The organism is Paraburkholderia sp. RL17-337-BIB-A, assembly GCF_046025895.1.
GTDB classification, from domain to species: domain Bacteria; phylum Pseudomonadota; class Gammaproteobacteria; order Burkholderiales; family Burkholderiaceae; genus Paraburkholderia; species Paraburkholderia fungorum_C.
The window spans coordinates 34,826-53,456 of sequence record NZ_JARESY010000004.1; the positions used below are offsets into that span (position 1 = coordinate 34,826).

The window sequence follows — 18,631 nt, forward strand, 5'->3', positions numbered from 1 at the left end:
TAAAGTACATGGACAATCGCAGATCCAAGGGTGCCAAACTCTATCTTGAAGACCGCATGGCGCTTAGATTGGGTCCTATCGCGCAAAACACCCTCTCTTGGAACGGGATTGACTGCATGAGAAACCGACTGTATTTTTCCTAACGGGGCATCACGCCCGCTGCGCCGCCTCACAGTGCATTTCGATTCCGTGCCGGCTGTGGAGGCTCGTCGGCACGGAAACTCGGACCGAAGCCATGCGTATCTACTTTCAGAACTCGTCTATCCCGACGCGGGCCGCCAACCGGCTCAAATACCGCCTTTCGCTAAAGGAATCCCACGCGCGACAGGTGACCTCCGAAGTCTTCGGCTATAGAGACTGGACCGACCTCCACAGCGAGCTGGGCAGCAAAGTAGCTTCCGCGCTCGACGAGGCGTGTGACAGCACGACAGTAACCGAGAGACGCGTATATCAGGCGTCGCAATTGGTCGCTTCGGCAGTTGATCTCCACGGTGAATCAGCGGACGACTTTGTTCGATGGTGGCAACCATCGGCCGCGCATGCGCAAGAAGAGGGCGGGGACCCGACAGAAACGCCGTTTGCCGGCTCAAAGGAAGATCTGAGTTTTCAAGAGGCGCTGAGCACGTTGGCTCACGCCGTGCACCATCCCGTTGGCCACTTCGAACAAGCGCTCATGACGGGCATACACAGAACGGAAAACGAAAGCTCGCTGAGGTTTGTGGAATCGATTGCTGACGAGTTGCTAAGCGGCAACCGAAACCGGGAACCCGAAGTGGCTCGTCACCTCCTCGAGGCTTTGGCCTCGCGAGGGCTGCCTCGGTCGATACTTAACCTGGCGACGAGCTTGACGCTTGGCGATGGTGGGCCGAAAGACGAAAACAGAGCCACGGATTTGCTTGAGCAGTTGGCTGAATCTGCTTCAACTCCCGACGATCTGAAGCGGATTGCCGAATCACGCCTGGGCACCGCCTAAGCACCTGGCGTCCCGCAGGCGACAATCCCCGCTGCATTCAACGCCGGGCTGTCTCGCGATCACTCTGCGGAAAAGAGGATCAACCGGCGAATCCGGCGAAAGCTTACGAGGCTCTTAAGTTCTTGGAACGCCGGTTCGACCACGTTATGAGCGACTCGGCGTGCAGCACCGATGCCGCGCCAATTCGGAGTCCCGCGACGTTGCCGTTTGTGCGATGGCCACCGTGCACAACCGTCCCTACGTGCGACGGGCCTCGTCGACCCTGCTTCCAGCGTCTCAAACGGGTACGACGATTTCTTCGAATTCCCTCCACTGGCATGATGCTGCTGCCCGCATACCGAATTCATTAGACCATGTGGCCTTGTCAGCCAATGACTTGCTAACGAATTCGGTCACTTGTTCCACACTGCCTGAACCGAAATCTCTGCACTGCCTGGATTGGTGACGCGAATTCGGAAGACTGGCTTACCCGCCCTGGCGAACGTGTTTCCGTTGATGGCATGGCCGGACAACGACAGTTGGCATTCATGTTGACCGCTGATTGAAAGGATCGTGACGGCAACGTGGACGACGGACTTTGCAGCGGAAGATCGGCCGCTTCAGTCACTCGAGCCTCGCCGCACTTTGGTCATTTCTGAATGACCGGTCCTGGGGAAGTCGAATAGGCGCTGTCGATCCGACGGCCAGTTAGATATCTTCGGAAGCGGACACCCATTGACGGCGATCCGACACCTACCACGACAACCACTCCGGTTCTCAGCGAGAGCAAACCTGATCGTAGCGAACTGCGCCAGGCCGTAGGATGCCGAGAAATATCGAGCATTGACAACTTAAGTCTAAGCGATCGCCGGAAGCGACCGCTCTTCATGGGGCAACTTTAGGTTCGCCCGCCGCCGCCTCTTTTGGTGCCTCGCGTACCTGGGACGCGCGGGCACAGCGCCCTTCAGTTTCAGGGTTTCAGGCGTGCTAAAGTGGCTTGCGCACGATCTAGATCGCCTGCTCGTTTTTCGTTGTCGCAACTCGCGGCGCGTTTGCAAGAACCATCACCGATTCAGGAGAAGGTAATGAGCGAAATGCATGACTTAAAGCGGGTGCTGTTCGTCGGCCAGGAGCCTGAAACGGTCGACTTCTCCGACCCCGCGTTATCGCCGGGGCTCGACGCCGCGAAGATTCATGCCGGGATTTCAATCGGCATGCAGCAAATGGAGGTGCATGGATGGCGTGCCGATCTCTGCTTGGTGAGACCAGATGAAACCGCGCCCATTACCCTTGAGCGCCAATTGACAACCTCAACTTACGATTGCGTTGTAATCGGCGGCGGGGTACGTATTCCCCCAAAAAGCTTGCTGCTCTTTGAGGCACTCCTTAATACCGTGCACAAATGTGCTCCCGATGCGTCCATTGCCTTCAATACTCGCCCTGAAGACACTGCAGACGCCGCAGCTCGCTGGCTTAAAGATAAATAACTGCGCCCGAGCGGTTAGCCGAGTACGCTCGCCTGCAAATCGGAAGAACAGGTAGGTTGCGGGCTGCTTCTCCGATGCTCCAATTGTCGACAATCCAGGCACTGCTGTCGAACGTCCGTAACTGGCCCAGATGGAATGGACACCGTCCTCCCTTCGGGGACGCAGGGTCCAGCAGGAACGCGGAGGCCCTCCAGAACCGAACGGCATCAATGTGCCAGAGTGGAGTTTCGACACGTCCACTTGAGGAACGGAGGGCTCAAATGAATGCTACGACATACGGACTGGATGTTGCAAAGCAGATTTTCCAGATGTACTGGGTCGACGCGCAAACCGGTGAGATTGCCAATCGGCGCTTTCGACGCGACGAGCTGATCGCGTTTCTGGCGAAGCGGCCTGCGGGTCGTGTGGCGCTTGAAGCATGCGGCAGCGCGCACTGGTGGGCCCGCAAAATCAAGGCGCTCGGGCACGAGGTGGTGCTGTTGCATGCGAAGTTCATCCGACCGTTTGTCCAGACGAACAAGACCGACGCGGCGGATGCGCGGGCAATCTGGACGGCTGTACAGCAGCCGGGGATGCGAACGGTAGCGGCAAAGACGGAAGACCAGCAGGCGATGCTCGGCCTTCACCGGATGCGCTCGCTGCTGATCAAGTTCCGCACCATGCAGGTGAACCAGTTACGAGGCCTCCTCTACGAGTTCGGTGTGTCATTCCGGGCCGGACGCGTGGCCGGCCTCACCGAGATGCGGGCCCGCATGGCAGAGCTCGAGGATGCGCTGCCGGGAACCATGTTCAGCAGTCTGCGCGACCAGTTGAGACGCATCGACGGGATCGAGCAGGATATCGACCACCTTGAGAAGCAGATAAGTGGCTGGCACAAGCAGGAAGCTGCATGCCGGGCAATCGCGGAAGTGCCAGGCATCGGCAGGCTTACCGCGACTGCGCTGGTCGCTACGATTGGGGATGCAAAAACGTTCAGGTCCGGGCGCGAGTTTGCCTCGTTCCTCGGGCTGGTGCCCAGGCAAAGCGGCACCGGCGGCAAGATCCGGCTGGGATCGATCTCCCGGCGAGGTGATCCGTATCTGCGCACGCTGTTGATCCACGGCGCGCGCTCGGTGATGTGTCACGCCAAAGTGCCGACTACATGGCAGAAGGCGATCCAGGAGCGACGACCAGCGAATGTTGCGGCGGTGGCCCTCGCCAACAAGATGGCACGCACCGCATGGGCCATTCTGGCCCACGGCAAGACGTACGAGAAGAATCACGTCAGCGTGAAACCCGCTTAGCAGATGAGCAACGAAAGACGAGGTGAAGGCCGATAGGTTGCTGAGGTTGATTAACATGTGATGGCGAAACAGGTCGGACCGCAGGAACATAAACCTGAACACAGCCTTGCGCTTAAAAGTGCGTGGCCCAGATGAGGATGTTCCCGGCGAATTCCATCAGGGCCCGCGGGCTTCGGCTTGCACTACAGGCCGGATATAAGACCGCAGCCGATACCTCGTTTTAACATCACATCAAGATCAACCTGGCAAACCGGACGGTGTCCATATAAGACTGTGTCAAAACGCCTGGCCACTGGGGATTGACGAAACCTGTCTCGGCCCAGGTCGCGGCTGGTGAAGTGCGGGAACACAAACGTCAAATCACAACCACGCATTTTTCCCAGGCTCAGCAACCCGATGCGGGCGTTACGCCCGCGTCGCCTTCATAAGCGTTTCTGAACCGAGTAACTTGATCACCCGCTTCATGTTGTACGCGAGCACGTGCAAGCTCATCTCCGTGCTCACACGCTCGATGGTTCTTGTCAAGAAGTGGGTCGCGCCCATCCATGCCTTGATCGTGCCGAATGGATGCTCGACAGTCTGCCGCCGGATTCGCATCATCTCAGGTGCATGATCAATTCGCGCCTGCATCGCTTCGAGTACGGCTTCGTGCTCCCAGCGTGTCACCCGGCGTTGAGGACCTGGCGTGCAGGCATCTTTTAACGAGCACTGCTGGCAATTCGAACTTCAATACTTACTGAGTTTCAGGCCACGCTCAACGGTCGAGAATCGCCAGATAAGCCGCTCGCCTGCCGGACAGCGATATTCGTTCGTCTGTAGGTCGTAAATGAAATCGTCCTTGCCGAAGCGGCCATGAGCTGTTGCGCTTGATGTCACTGTCTTCGGTACAAATACGGTGATTCCAGCCTCATGGCATGCGAGTATCTCTTCGCTCTTGTAGTAGCCGCGATCTGCAACTGCGGTGAGCTTGTCGACACCCATCTCTGTATGGGCAAGCTTCGCCATCGACGTCAACTGATCACGATCAATGCCGTCATTGGTAACGACGTGCGCGACGATCAGATGGTGCTTCGCGTCAACCGCCGTCTGGACGTTGTAGCCGATGACTCCCGTTCCTCGTGTCTTCATCGAACGGGCATCCGGATCTGTGAGCGATACCTGTGCGTCAGGCGCCGCGTTGAGTTGGACCTCGATCTCCTTGAGGCTTCGCATCTGTTCCTTCAAGGCCGCAATCTTGTCTTGCGGTCGCTCTGTCCTGACCTTCGCGATTGCAGGCTCCTGACGATCCGCTGTATCCATCGCCGCGAGATAGCGAGCGATACTTGACTCGATGTCGCGCATGCGTCGTTCGAGCTTGGCACTGATGAAGTTGCGGTCGCGATGGTTCACCGCCTTCAAACCCAAGCTTATGAAGATCAAGCTCATCGACAAAGACATCAACTACGCGCACAGGATTCGTGTCCGTCACGTAGTCATCAAGCGCTTCTGGCAGGAGAAAGCTTTGCGTACGATTGTCGCCTTGAACGAAGCGCTTCATCTTGCTCATCCCCCGCTATCGGATGGAAAATTTTAATGCTCCAAAAATGCGTTTTGACACAGTCTGGGTCGCTCGCAGTCTCACGCAAGCGGCATACGCAACCCAGCCACCTGAAGCGATTTGCGCGGCTCGACGCGTTCGGCAGCACAGCTCGGCTACCGACTTACGACGGCAGATCCGCCAGCCGCCCGAACCACAGACCTTCAGGCACGTTCCGCTCGAGGAATATGTTGCTGGCGAAGTCCGGGTTGCGCTCAGGAAAGTCTTCGCGGTAGTGACCGCCGCGACTCTCACGCCTGGCAAGCGATGCCGAAGCCATCAATTCACCGACCTGAATCAAGTTCGCCAATTCGATGCCCCGCATGAGCTCAGCCGGCGTGCCGATCACTGTGTCCTGAAACAACTGGTCTCGCGTCTCCCTGCAGACCCGCCTGAAAGTCTGAAGCCCGGCTTCCTCGCGCACGATCAGCAAATGCCGGTTTGCACACTGCTGAATCCGTGCTTTCAGTTGGTCCAGCGTGTGCCTGCCCTTTCGGCGGAATTGCGTGACGACCGTGCGGTTGTCGTCCAAGGCCCCGGTAGTCGCGCGGTGCGTCATCTTTTTCGCGCGCTCGGCCGCGGCGAGGCCCGCCCGGCGGCCGAAGACCTGGCACGTCAGGGCCATATTGCCGCCGAGACGGTCGGCGCCATGTGGACCCGCTGCCACCTCACCCGCGGCGAACAGACCCTTCAGATTAGACTGTGCGTTTTCGTCTATATATAAACCGCCGTTGATCGCATGCGCGGAGCAGGTGATCTGCACTCTGTCGCGATAAAGGTCGACGCCGTGCCCCTTATACCATTGGCAGGTTAGCGGCCACATCCTTGCGATGCTTCGGCTCTTGTCGGCCAGTATCGATTCGAGATCGCATCCGGCGAAGTCGAGAAACACGCCGCCTTCAGCCGTGCCGCGGCCATCGTTGAGTGCCTTCTGAATCGAAATTTCGACGTAGCGTGAGATGTCGCTTGAGCTGAATGGAAAGTGCCGCTCTTTTTGCCGAATGACATCAGCCTGAGCGAGCCCCGTCGGCAGATAGTCAGGGACGAACGCCCTGCCATCGCGGTCGGTGAGATTCGGGTGCGCGTCCCACAGGTAGTTGCCGAACAGGTTGACGAAAGGCGTCAGCACGCTCACACCGGCCTGCATGAACTCCATGTTGACCAGTCGCGCGCCCGCTCGATAAGCCATTGCATAGCCGTCGCCGGTAATGTCCGATGGATACAGGTTTTGGGCGAACAGCTGACTTGCACCGCCGGTGGTAAGAATCGTCGACTTGGCACGGATCAGCACCGGGTTTCCATCCGAATCGATCGCGTAAGCGCCGAGACATTCGCCGCCCTGCGAAAGCAAGTCGACGAGCATCAACCGGTCCATGACCTTGATGCCTCGCCGGGACGCTTCAGTCCCCAGCGATTTCACGATTGGTTTGAAGTGCTCATGAATCACATGCGAGCGCGGCTTGGAAGAAAAGCATGCGCGAAAAACCAGGTAGTGGTCATCCTCGCGCTCAAACTTTACGCCGTACTGTTCGAGGTAGCGCAGGGAGTCATACGCTTCGTTCGCGAGAATCGCGCTCAAGCGCGGGTCGGCCATGCCTTGAGCGGCATGCAGGATATCGGCGAGAAAAACATCAGGATTATCGCTGGGATCCCCTGCTCCGTCCGGCACATTGAAGGCGCCTACTTCGGCTACGCTATGAAACGTAGCACCGCTTTTGCGAAATTCGCCTTTGATCACGACCAGCACGTCAGCGCCGCTGGAGTCTGCCTCGAGCGCAGCCCGCAACGCAGCGCCGCCGCTGCCAACAACGAGCACATCAGTACTGACTTCTCTGTACCTGTCACTCATATCTACTTCTCCTGTTTTGATCGACATGCGCGGCACGCTCGCCGCATGGACGGCTTCATCCTCGCTTCACGCAACTCCGCCTTTTGCCGCGTCCGCGGCAACGGCCGTGGCATCGTCGGCAACGCCGATTACGCCGTCCGCCAGCAGCGAGTCGATCATCGGCCGGTTCATTCCCAACCCTGACAAGATGTCGATCGTGTGCGCGCCCAATCGTGGCGGCGGCGTGCGGATAGCCGGCGCGCTGCCGTTGTAGCGCACCGGGTGATTGACGAGCGTCACCGGGCTGCCGGTTGCACCTTCGACTGTCTCGAAGCTCTTCAAGTGGCGCACCTGCGGATCGGCGACCACCTGTGCATAATCGTTGACGCGCGTGTGCCAGACATGATGCCGCTCGAAGAGTGGCAACCAGTGCGCCGTCGTGTCCTGCGCAAGCCGGCGCGCAAGCCGGTCGGAGATTTCCTGCTGCGCGTCGAATGCACGTTTCGCGGGAATCCGTTCCTTTTCCGGGATCTCGAGGACCTGATAGATGATGTCGAGAGGACTCAGCGACAATGCGACGAAACCGTCCGCAGTTGCGTATATGCCGTATGGTGCGGGGAAGTACCAACCTGATACACGCCCCGCCTGTCGCACGTCGTCATGGCCGTCGCCGTTCAGGAAGCACGTGAGAGACTCCTGTTGCAGATCGAGCGCAGCCGCCAGCAAGCTGACGTCGACCCGGCAGCCCTCGCCCGTACGCTCACGGTTGAGCAGTGCCGTCAGAATGCCGTTCGCATACAGCGCAGCGCCGTGATGATCGACGACGGACACGCCCGCCGCGCGCGGACCGTCCTGCCGGGTTCCGGTGATTGTCGCGATACCCGACATGGCCTGAATGATCAGGTCCTGCCCCGGCCGGCTGGCATAGGGTCCGTCCGGACCGAATCCCGAGCCGGACGCATAGATGATGTCCGGCTTGACTGTCCTGAGTACCTCGTAACCCAATCCCAGCTGTTCCATCACACCGGGACGGTAGTTCTCGGCGACCACGTCGACTTGAGGCAGCAAGCTCATGACGATTTCGATCGCCCGCGGGTCTTTGAGATTCAGCGCCAGACTGCGCTTATTGCGATTACCCATCAGAAGCAGCATCGTCTGCCCATCGATGGCGCGGTTCGCGCCGCCCCACTTGCGCTGAAATGCGCCGTCGACAGGTTCGACCGATATGACTTCGGCCCCGCAATCGGCGAGGTGCTGCACGCCCAAAGGCCCCATCAGAAAATGATTGAAGCTGAGAATGCGGATACCATTCAGCCCGTTCATGCAATCTCCGTTACGTCGTGGGTCCGGCTATCTGGTGAGGTGGACCAAGGCCCTACTGAATTCCGCGTGGGCCCTGAACATTCGAAAGACCGCGGCGTGGATACCTGCATCGATGCCGGTCAGAACTATAGGCAAGCGTTGCCCATCGCCGTCGAGAGGCGCATGCGCGACGCGCCAGTGGTCAGCGCCCCTTAAAGCGCGGCGGCCGCTTTTCGACGAATGCGCGGTGGCCTTCGGCGCGATCCTCGGTCTTGAACACGTCGAGATTCGCCTGATGCTCGCGCTCCAGGCCTCGTTGAAGGCTGGTCTCGAACGAATCGAGCACCGCGCGCTTGGCCAGTCGGACCGCGAGCGGCGCGCGGGCGGCGATCAGCGACGCGATCTCGATAGCGCGCGCGATGCTGCGTGCCGGCGGTACGACCTCGGTCACCAGTCCGTGGCGCTCGGCCTCGGCTGCCGTCAGCGGCTCGCCGGTAAGCACGAGTTTCATCGCCAGTGTCTTGCCGAGCACCCGTGGCAGGCGCTGTGTGGCGCCATCGCCCGGGAGGGCGCCGATGACGATCTCTCGCTGCGAGAAGGTCGCGTCGTCCGCCGCGACGACGATATCGGCCAGCATTACCAGCTCGTGGCCACCACCGATGGCGAAGCCGTTGACCGCGGCGATCAGCGGCTTCGGAAACGTTTCGATCGCCTTCCAGCTCGCGAGGCGAACCGGGTCCGCATACCCTGCGACCCCGCGGGCCGCCATGTCGGCAATATCCGCCCCCGCGCTGAAGAAACGCTCGCCGCCGGTGAGCACGACAGCCCTGACGTCGTCGCTGACTGCGGCTGCCGCGAGCACGCGCGCCAGTTCCGCCAGCAGCGGCACACACAGCGCATTGCGCTTATCGTGATGATTCAACGTGATCACCCACACGAACCCAATTGGTTGTTCCAGCTTCAGGTACTGCAGGTCCTCGAATGCGGCCCGCGGGACCGGCGCCGCGCCGCTTCGCTCGATGTGAGCCGTGTTCATGATGAGCCTCTCGGTAATTCGATCGCTTTTCGCGTGCGAACAGTCGACGCATATGGGGTCGTGGAGCTTGGGCCAGTGGCGTGCAGCCGCCGATCCATCGTCCTCGTGTTATTTGATTGCCAGCAAGTTCGGCAGGAAGCGCGGGATATGCGGGAAGACAATGATCAGCAGCAGGTCGACCGCCAGCGCGAAGATGAACGGCAGGATCGCCCGAGTCGCTTTTTCGACGGACACACCGCCGATCGACGCCGCCGTAAAGAGGCAAAAACCGATCGGTGGCAGGTTGATGCCGATGGCCGAGTTGACCAGTACGATGACGCCGAACACGACCGGGTCGATATGCATCTGCACGACGAGCGGCAGAAACACAGGGATCACCACCGCGATACTCGAGATCGTTTCCAGTACCGTATGGGCTGCCAGAAGGAAGAGATTGATCAGGATCAGCAGCACGAACGCGCTGGTCGTCACGGCCAGGAAGCTGTTGGCGACGTGCAACGGAATTTGCGCCTCAATCAGATAGCGGCCGAGCACGAACGCGAGCCCGAGAAGAAACGATACCCGCGTGGTATTGATGGCCGTGCGCGTGAGTATTTCCCTGAAGTGCGACAGCTTGAGCGACTTGAAGATGAAGCCGCTCACCAGCGTCACATAGAGCGCCGCGACGACGCCTGCTTCAACCGGCGTGAAGACGCCGCCGAGGATTCCGCCCAGGATGATCACGGGAGTCAGCAATGCCCAGATCGCCTGTCTGAACGTGGTCCACAGCCGCTTGGCGGAGAACGCCTCGACCGCCGTATAGTTCTGGCGCACGGCAGTCACGTAATTCACGAGCATGAAGGAAACGACCACCAGCAGCATCGGCACTATTCCCGCGACGAACATCGTTCCGACCGAAACGTTGGCGGTGTAGGCGTACACCAGCATGCTCATCGACACGGGCGACAGCAGTCCGAGTGAGCCCGCTGCCGACTGCAGCGCCACTGCGAACGCGCGTGAATATCCCTGCTTGACCATCCCAGGGATCATGACCGAGCCGATCGCTGCGGTATCCGCAGTCGCCGAACCGGAGAGGTCGGCGAAGAACATGCTCGCAACGATCGTCACCTGCCCGATGCCGCCGCGCATAAACCCGACAAGCGCCTGCGAAAAGTCGATGATCCGGCGCGAGACGCCGCCCGCATCCATGATTGCGCCTGTCAACATGAAGAACGGGATGGCCAGCAGGCCGACGTTATTCAGGTTCGAAAAAAGCTGCTGCGGAATCACCAGCAGCGGGGTTCCATTCAGCGTCAATGCAATCGTCGCCGCAATGCCGATGCAAATGGCCACCGGTACACCCAAGCCGAGAAACCCGGCGCCTAGAGCGAGTGCCCACATGTTGATTCACCTCAGATATGTTCGGAGACGCCCTGCAACAGAGACGGCCTCGTTTGCGCGCCGGGCGCGAGATGGGAAACCGCGATTCGCACCGCGGAATGAAAGACCAGCAACGCGCCGCAGACGGGAATCGAGAGATACGGGTACACCATCGAGATCGGCAGAGAGGTCGCAGTTTCGGTGCCCATCAGATCCAGCATGTCGCCACCGTACATAACGAACACCACTCCGAGCCCGAGGACGACACAGTCGGTCAGGTCCGCCAGTGTCTGCGCGAAGGCGGGCGGACAACGGTCGGCCAGTACCCGCACCTCCGGATGAACCCGCAGCTTGGCTCCTGCCGCCGCACCGAGGCACGTGAGCCACACGAACAGATAAGCCGCGAGCTCGTCGGACCACGACAGCGAGTTGTGCAGGATGAAGCGAAAGACCACCCCGAGGCCAGCGACGAGCACCATCATGAGAAGTAGTCCACCGCAGAGGAACAGCGTGATCTTCAAGACCAGGTCGTCGATCAACAGGAGATTACGGGCAAGCTTTTGCATCGCACTCTCCCTTCATTTCGAAGCGACAGCGGACTTGTCGGCCGCCTTGATTTCCTGATAAAGCGCCTGGCCATCGGGAATGTCGCTGAGCAGGCTCTGGCGCGCCCTTTCGGTCGCGGCGGCCCACGGCGCTGTGTTGATCCCGGTCACCTGGGTGCCGTTCTTCTTCATCGTGGCGAGCGCGTCGTCGTACTCGTGCTTGTATTCCTTCACGTCATAGTCCGCGGCGACGGCGGCAGCGGCCTGAAACGCCTTCTGTTCGTCAGGCGAAAGACGCGTCCAGGCGCTCTTGCTCATTGCCAGCACCACGGGCAAGTAGTTCACGTGGGTCAGGTAGTAATGCTTGGCGACATCGGAAAATTTGTCCTGGATGAACTGCTCCGGGGAGGTATCGCCGCCGTCGACCAGGCCTTGCGAAAGCGCCAGAAATAACTGGTTATAAGGCAGCGGCGTCGGGTTTGCGCCCAGTGCCTTATAGCCCGCGATATAGCCGCGACTCTGCATCACTCGCACTTTCATATCCTTCATGTCACCGAGCGAGCCGACGGGCTTTTTCGCCGTGAACAGATTGCGTTCGCCGACCGACAGCCACGTCAGGCCGATCATGTTGACCGCCGGCATCATGTCGAGGAACTTGCGGCCGACCGGTCCTTGCAGAACCCGGTTGGCGTCGTCGATGCTGCTAAAGAGATAAGGCGTATCGAAGATCTGCCACTGCTTGATCGTGTTTCCGATCGGCGCCTGTGCGGAAATCATGAGCTCCTGGGTGCCGGTGCGCAGCGCTTGCGCCATCTGCACTTCGCCGCCGAGCTGTGACTGCGGAAAGATCTCGATCTTGACCTTGCCGTGGGTTCGCTGCGCGACCTCCTTCGCGAACACCTGGGCAGTCAGCTGATAGTGGTTGTCCGGAGCGAGGGTGTGGCCCAGCTTCATGACGATCGGCTCGTCGGCACGGGCAACGCTTGCGACAACGACGCCTGCTGCGAGCAGCGTACCTACCATCACGGCGCGTCCTGCGCGGCGCGCGCTAAAGAATGATTTCATTTCGTCTCCTTCCGTACTGGAATGTAATTTTCGCGCCGCATCAGGTCGATCCGTCTGCAGGCGCTTCAAGTATTCGTGAGTGCACGCAACGGGCGTTAGGACCGGTCGCCCGATTTCTTGTACTTTTTTACGGCGTCTTCGATAGCAAGCGTTTCCCGGACTGTCTGGCGATTTATCCGGCGCGCACGGGGAGAAAACCCCTGGCGATACTGACGAATGGCTGACCGGGGGCTATCCGCGGGCTCCTTGCGGATCGGCGAAGACTGAAATCACCGCGTGCGTGCAGTCAAAAAAGTCCAGGCATTCGCCCAAACCGTCCTAACGGTCAGCAACCCGCACTGATTAAATTTGAGTCACGCCCGCCGGCCCCCATCAACAAGGAACAGGCCGGCTCCTCAACCGATTCTCACTTTCAGAACCACCATGGCCAAACGCCCGCACATGGATTGTTACGTGGTCGGCGACACTGCCGATTTCGCCAAGACCGTAACTGAATTCGATATCTACGGCTTCGCCGGGATCGTCGGCGATTTCTATGCCGTGCATTTGAACGAGGAATTCGCCAAAACCACGCGCTTCGAGAAGCGCATCGCGCAGGGATGTCTGTCGGTCGGCTTCTTATCGACTGTGATGGGCTATATGGCGCAAAAGGCGCCGAGCCCCGGTGCGGTTTCTTACCGCTACGACATCACGTTCAACGCGCCGGTATTTATCGGCGACACGGTCACTGCCCGGCTCACGCTGCGCGAGAAGGACGACGATCGCAACCTATGCGTGTTCAGAGCAGACGTCACGCGCCAGGACGGCACGGTGGTCGCATCTGGCGATACCTATCTGAAGGTGCTGTAACACAGCGCCCTGCCTTTAACCCCTCTCCCGCTTTTCACAGAGTCGAACATGCCGCATTGGTTAAACGAACAACACACCGCGATACGCGACGCCGTGCGCCGTTTCGCGGAAAACGAAATCGCTCCTGTCTCGGAAGAGCTTTGGGAAGCGGAAGCCTTTCCCTACGACATCTGGCAGCGTGCCGGCGAGCTCGGCTTCGCCGGCCTGCCCTATCCGGAGAGTTGGGGTGGCGGCGGTGGCGAATGGCTTTCCTATGTGATCGTGTTGGAAGAACTCGCACGGGTAGATTGCGCAATCGCCAACTCGCTCATGGCCAATTCGACGGTCGCGAGCCTGCTCTCCAACTATGGCACCGATGAACAAAAGGACCACTATTTGTGCCCTATCCTCGACGGCCGCAAGGTCGGCGCGATCGGATTATCGGAGCCCAACGCGGGCTCCGACGCGGCCAACATCGCCACGCGTGCGACGCTGGAAGGCGACCGATGGATCATCGATGGATCAAAGACCTTCATTAGCAACTCCGGCACGGAAGTGACCGGACCAGTCGTCATCGCCGCGGTAACGGGCACGCGCCCTGACGGTCGCAAGGAAATTTCCAACTTCATCGTGCCCAACGGCACCCCCGGTTTCAGCTACGGGCGCAAGCTGCGCAAGATCGGCTGGCGCGCATCGAGCACCTACGAGTTGTACTTCGAGCGCTGCGCGATCCCGGCCGCCAACCTGCTCGGCGAACGCGGTGCGGGCTTGCGACAGACGCTCGCCCAGATCAGCACGGGCCGAATCCTGATCGGCGCGCTCGCGCTAGGCATCCTGCAGGGTTCACTAGATCGGTCGATCGCGTACATGAAGGAGCGGCGCGCATTCGGCAAGCCGATCGCCGAGTTCCAGGCGCTGCAGTTCAAGATCGCTGACATGGCGGCCCACGCGCACGCCGCGCGGCTGATGCTCTACGATGCCGCCGCGCTGAAAGATGCGGGCGTTCGCTTCGATCAGCAGGCGTCGATGGCCAAGCTTTTCGCCACCGAGCGCGCGATGGAGGCGGCTCATCAGGCGTTGCAGATACATGGCGGTTACGGCGTGATGAGCGAGTACCCCGTGTCGCGCGCATTCGGCGACGCCAAGGTGCTGGAGATCGTCGAGGGGACCTCGGAGATTCAAAGAATGATCATTTCGCGAAACCTGCTTGCCTGAGCCCTCAGTCAAACAGATATGGACACGCGGTCAGGAGACAAGTCATGCTGGAAGGCATCAAGGTGTTAAGTTTTACTCACTTCTTGCAGGGCCCCGCCGCCGTGCAGATGTTGGCCGACGTCGGCGCGGACGTGATCAAGATCGAACCGCCGGGCGGCGCGTTCGAGCGCAGTTGGACCGGCTTCGATGCGTATGTCGAAGGGGTGAGCATGTTCTTCCTGCTCGGCAATCGCAATCAGCGCAGCATCTCGCTGGATCTGCGCGACGAGCGCGCGCGAGAGATCGTCTGGCGGCTGATCAAGGAAGCCGATGTCCTGATCGAAAACTACCGCCCAGGCGTCCTGCAGCGCATGGGCTTCGGTTACGACGATGTCCGCGAGATCAATCCGCGGCTCGTGTACTGTTCGTGCACCGGCTACGGGTCATCGGGACCATATCTCAAGCGGCCAGGGCAGGACCTGCTGCTGCAGGCCATAAGCGGCATGACGATGCTCTCCGGCGAAGCCGATTCCCCGCCCACGCCAGTCGGATCCGCGATCGTCGACCAGCACGCGGCGGCGTTGGCAGCCTTCGGCGTCGTCGCGGCCTTGCAGGCGCGTGAACGTACCGGCAAAGGCACGCTGGTCGAAAGCAATCTGCTCAACGCGGCGCTCGATCTTCAGATCGAGCCGTTCACCTACTACCTGAACAAGGGGCCACTCTGGCCGCGCACAAACCCGCCGACCGGCAGCCGGTTCCATCCGGCACCCTACGGGATTTACCGGACTCTTGACGGCTGGATCGCCGTTTCGCTGACGCCCACTGAGAAGCTGGCGGCGGCCTTGTCTCAACCCATGCTCGCCGGGTTTTCGCACCCAAAGGACAATGTGCGCCGCCGCGACGAATTGAACCGCATCGTGTACGACGCGCTGACCACGCGCACGACGGCCGACTGGATGACGACCTTCGACGAGCACGACATCTGGTACGCGCCCGTGAACGATTACGATCAGGTCGAGGCCGACCCGCAAGTGGCGCACAACCGCGTCATCATGGAGGTCGACCATCCGCAGGCCGGACCGGTTCGTTTGCTCGCGCATCCGGTTCGATACGACGGCGCAGCACCACCGCTCACCCGTCAGCCGCCGCGCCAAGGCGAGCACACCCGCGAGGTGCTCGCCGAACTGGGCTACGAGCCGCACGAAATCAATACGCTGGTCGAAGCCGGCGCGGCGCTGACCGGGCGGAGAACCGCATGAACACTCATCTGAATCAGAGCCACGAGATGCTGCGCTTCGACGATATCCAGATTGGCCGCTGCCAGATCCTCGTGCGTACCATTGCGGAAAGTGACGTGAACGCTTTCGGCCATCTGTCGGGCGACCTGAATCCGTTGCACATGGATCAGCACTTCGCAGCACGCACGCCATTCGGCCAGCGCGTGGCGCACGGCCTGCTGACCGCGGCATTGGTGTCGACGACGCATACCGGGTTGACCGGTCCCGGCTTCGTCTACGTTGGGCAGGAGTTGCGCTTTCTCGGACCGGTCTTCATCGACGATACGATCAAAATCCATGTGACCGTAGTCGAGAAGAAACCCGCCAAGCGCATCCTCGTGATGGACACGATGGTTCGCAATCAGGACGGCAAGCCGGTGCTGACCGGACTGTCGGCGCTGAAGGAATTGCGTTTCCAATGAGCTGACAATCAGCACGCCAGGCCGAACCTGTGCGGGTTTTCGACAACAGCCGTCACGCCGCTTTGCTAATTACAATTACACTACTTTCGATGACGAACCGGCGAAGGAGAAACAGCACGCTTGACTTAGCTGGGGGTCAGCCGGCTAAGCGAGCCAGATAAGTGCGCTGGATGCAGGAGACAAATCAGATGCCTAGCGGTTGTGGTTGTGAGTTGCCGGTTTTCAAGATCGCCCACTATGAGTATGGGTCGCGAATCAAGTCGATCGATTTTCATCTCGCGCCTCTCGAAGATATGAAATCGACGTTGCCGTATCCTCATCGGCACGAGTTCTATCACATCGTCTGGGTCGAGTCGGGCAGCGGTCACCACATCATCGACTCGATTCGCTACGAGGTGCGGTCCAATACGCTGTTTTTCATGGCCCCCGGCCAGATCCACGATTTCGCGTTGTCCGAAGATACCGTCGGGCACGCGATCAGTTTCTCGTCCGAATTTTTCGCGTTCAAGGTGCAGAACCGCCATTCGCAGACCGAGATTCCCGTCTACGATTTCGAGCGAATTCCGAACACGGTTTATATGAGCGACGCACAGGCTCAGGACCTTCATCGTGTGCTGGATGGAATCAATGCGGAATATCAGGGTGAAGAGGCAGGCTACGAGGACGTGATCTGGTCATATCTGCGGGTTCTGCTAATCAAATCCGCGCGCCTGGGCGGCGACGCCGTCACCGAGGTCAATTCGTCGCGTAGCGTGCTGTTGTCGCGACGCTTCAAAAGCCTGCTGGAAAAACATTTCACCACGATCCACGACGTCGCTCGCTACGCATGCCTGCTGAACGTCACGGAACGCGCGCTGAACGATGCAACGCGCCAGGCGCTCGGCAGCACCGCGGCCAAGCTGATTCGTGAACGCGTGATGCTGGAAGCGAAGCGTCTGTTGCTGCATTCCGAGGTCAATGTGGCGGAGATCGCAACACAGCTTGCCTTCGACGACCCGGCCTACTTCAGCCGATGTTTTCGCAAGCATACGGGCCGCTCGCCAATCGACTTCCGCCGCAGCCTGGAAAAACTGAGCATCTGAAGCAGTGGCACAACAGACGTCCGGTGCGAGTAGGAAAGTCCAACACAAGCCGCACTTCGTCCTAACTGCCAGAACCGCCGCACTCCTAGAATTGGCGTGTCCCCGTCACTCGGGAAACGTGAAAGTAATCAGGAGACAAAGGCGTGAATGCTTCGTTCCAAGATCAAGGGCTGTCCTCTGAACGGTCCGCCCTCTTCACCAGTATCCTCGATCGCATGGCGGCCAAAGTTGCAGAGGACGAGCCGACGCTCGGCGTCGAATTCCCTCAGATCACGGCGCCCGATGGAAAGTGGGTGCTGCTTCCGGCGTCGCTGTCCGCGGGCTACAGCGGTTCAGCGTGGAGCCACGGCAACTGGTTTTGCGGGTTCTGGGTCGGACTTCTGTTGACGTCGTATTTGCACACCGGCGAGGACAAATACCTCTCGTGGGCCCGCGAGCGCATGCGCCTCGTCGCGCAGCGCGCGCAGGACCCTAACACGCACGACATTGGCTTCATCTTCGACAGCAGCGCCGTCCCCGGTTATGAAATCACCCGCGACCCGTGGTACGCGCAAATTGCAATGGAAGCCGCGGACAAATTGCGCGCGCGTCTTGTCACCACGCGCAGCGGCGCCTATCTCGCTTCCTGGGGCCCGCTCGACGATCCGCGCGGACGCAGCGCCTCAGCTATCGACACGATGGCTAATCTATCGTTGCTTTACTGGGCGGCGAACCATTCCGGGGACGGCAGTTATCGCCTCGCCGCCGAAGCGCACTCTGTCATGACCGCGAAGGCGTTTATCCGCCCCGACGATTCGACTTACCACGCGGTCGAGTACGACGTGACAACCGGTGTGCGCCGGCGCGGCTACACGTTTCAGGGCGCATTCGACGAATCGGCGTGGAGCCGGGGCCAGGCGTGGGCCGTCTATGGCTACGTGAACACGGCGCGTGAAACCGGCAAGCGCGTCTGGCTGGATCTTGCAGGCCGGCTAGCGGCGTACTATCTGCGCCGGCTCGATGGACGGCCGGTGCCACCGTGGGATTTCGACGCCGCTGGCGCGGACGCGGAAATCAAGGACACTGCCGCAGCAGCGGTGATGGCGTCAGCGCTGATCGAGATGGGCCGTCTGCATCCCGATCCTGCCGATGCGGTTCGCTGGCGCGAACACGGACTTGCGATGCTCGAAGCTCTATGTCGTGACGAGTTTGCCTACGAACCTGCGCAGCGCGGACTCCTGAGGAATTCCTGCTATTCGAAGCCACACAATGAAGGCGTCGACGGCGCGACGATGTTCGGCGATTTCTTCTTCGCCGAAGCACTGAGTCGCGTGATGCTGCCAGGCAGGCTTCGGCCCGACACGCAACGCGTATCGCTCGCTTGAAGCGTACCTCCCTCGCGGTTCCCAACTTTCG

15 protein-coding genes and 1 pseudogene are annotated in these 18,631 nt (G+C 60.1%); 9 read left to right on the top strand and 7 right to left on the bottom strand.

Annotated features, from left to right (window positions below; translation table 11 throughout):
* Positions 1 to 235 precede the first annotated feature (235 nt).
* The 3 genes from P0D84_RS45240 to P0D84_RS45250 all read left to right on the top strand — a co-directional run bounded on the left by P0D84_RS45240 (position 236) and on the right by P0D84_RS45250 (position 3,722).
* Positions 236 to 973, top strand: coding sequence for an SEL1-like repeat protein (locus P0D84_RS45240; RefSeq protein ID WP_408349991.1), 738 nt, complete (start codon positions 236 to 238; stop codon positions 971 to 973).
* Positions 974 to 2,037: 1,064 nt separating this feature from the next.
* The gene (locus P0D84_RS45245; RefSeq protein WP_408349994.1) at positions 2,038 to 2,439 is read left to right on the top strand and encodes a hypothetical protein; all 402 of its coding nucleotides are present in this window, start codon (positions 2,038 to 2,040) and stop codon (positions 2,437 to 2,439) included.
* Positions 2,440 to 2,699: 260 nt separating this feature from the next.
* Positions 2,700 to 3,722, top strand: a complete 1,023-nt coding sequence (locus P0D84_RS45250) for an IS110 family RNA-guided transposase (RefSeq protein ID WP_408341795.1) — start codon at positions 2,700 to 2,702, stop codon at positions 3,720 to 3,722.
* A gap of 405 nt (positions 3,723 to 4,127) precedes the next feature.
* On the opposite strand, the pseudogene P0D84_RS45255 reads toward P0D84_RS45250, so the two are convergent.
* From P0D84_RS45255 to P0D84_RS45285, 7 genes and pseudogenes are all read right to left on the bottom strand, one after another.
* Positions 4,128 to 5,259: pseudogene (locus tag P0D84_RS45255) on the bottom strand (transposase).
* 163 nt (positions 5,260 to 5,422) lie between these two features.
* On the bottom strand, positions 5,423 to 7,147 hold the full coding sequence (locus P0D84_RS45260; protein ID WP_408349997.1) for an FAD-binding protein: 1,725 nt from the start codon (positions 7,145 to 7,147) through the stop codon (positions 5,423 to 5,425).
* Positions 7,148 to 7,213: 66 nt separating this feature from the next.
* The gene (locus tag P0D84_RS45265) at positions 7,214 to 8,449 is read right to left on the bottom strand and encodes a CaiB/BaiF CoA transferase family protein (protein ID WP_408350000.1); all 1,236 of its coding nucleotides are present in this window, start codon (positions 8,447 to 8,449) and stop codon (positions 7,214 to 7,216) included.
* Positions 8,450 to 8,630: 181 nt separating this feature from the next.
* The gene (locus tag P0D84_RS45270; RefSeq protein WP_408350003.1) at positions 8,631 to 9,464 is read right to left on the bottom strand and encodes an enoyl-CoA hydratase-related protein; all 834 of its coding nucleotides are present in this window, start codon (positions 9,462 to 9,464) and stop codon (positions 8,631 to 8,633) included.
* 108 nt (positions 9,465 to 9,572) lie between these two features.
* A complete protein-coding gene (locus tag P0D84_RS45275) occupies positions 9,573 to 10,844 on the bottom strand; it encodes a TRAP transporter large permease (protein WP_408350006.1) in 1,272 nt (423 codons plus the stop codon).
* Between the two features lie 11 nt (positions 10,845 to 10,855).
* Entirely contained in the window at positions 10,856 to 11,389 is a 534-nt protein-coding gene (locus P0D84_RS45280; protein ID WP_408350009.1) for a TRAP transporter small permease, read from the bottom strand.
* A gap of 12 nt (positions 11,390 to 11,401) precedes the next feature.
* Positions 11,402 to 12,433, bottom strand: a complete 1,032-nt coding sequence (locus tag P0D84_RS45285) for a TRAP transporter substrate-binding protein (RefSeq protein WP_408227450.1) — start codon at positions 12,431 to 12,433, stop codon at positions 11,402 to 11,404.
* Between the two features lie 423 nt (positions 12,434 to 12,856).
* Between P0D84_RS45285 and P0D84_RS45290 the strand changes: the two genes are divergently transcribed.
* The 6 genes from P0D84_RS45290 (at position 12,857) to P0D84_RS45315 (ending at position 18,600) form a co-directional block, all read left to right on the top strand.
* Positions 12,857 to 13,282, top strand: coding sequence for a MaoC family dehydratase (locus P0D84_RS45290; RefSeq protein WP_408350013.1), 426 nt, complete (start codon positions 12,857 to 12,859; stop codon positions 13,280 to 13,282).
* 48 nt (positions 13,283 to 13,330) lie between these two features.
* Entirely contained in the window at positions 13,331 to 14,476 is a 1,146-nt protein-coding gene (locus P0D84_RS45295; RefSeq protein ID WP_408350016.1) for an acyl-CoA dehydrogenase family protein, read from the top strand.
* Between the two features lie 44 nt (positions 14,477 to 14,520).
* On the top strand, positions 14,521 to 15,714 hold the full coding sequence (locus P0D84_RS45300; protein WP_408350019.1) for a CaiB/BaiF CoA transferase family protein: 1,194 nt from the start codon (positions 14,521 to 14,523) through the stop codon (positions 15,712 to 15,714).
* Entirely contained in the window at positions 15,711 to 16,154 is a 444-nt protein-coding gene (locus P0D84_RS45305; protein WP_408237605.1) for a MaoC family dehydratase, read from the top strand. Before P0D84_RS45300 ends, P0D84_RS45305 begins: the two co-directional genes overlap by 4 nt.
* Positions 16,155 to 16,342: 188 nt before the next feature.
* Complete coding sequence (locus P0D84_RS45310) at positions 16,343 to 17,236, top strand: helix-turn-helix domain-containing protein (protein ID WP_408350022.1); 894 nt, start codon at positions 16,343 to 16,345, stop codon at positions 17,234 to 17,236.
* Between the two features lie 143 nt (positions 17,237 to 17,379).
* Complete coding sequence (locus P0D84_RS45315) at positions 17,380 to 18,600, top strand: glycoside hydrolase family protein (protein ID WP_408350025.1); 1,221 nt, start codon at positions 17,380 to 17,382, stop codon at positions 18,598 to 18,600.
* The last annotated feature ends 31 nt before the right edge of the window (positions 18,601 to 18,631 follow it).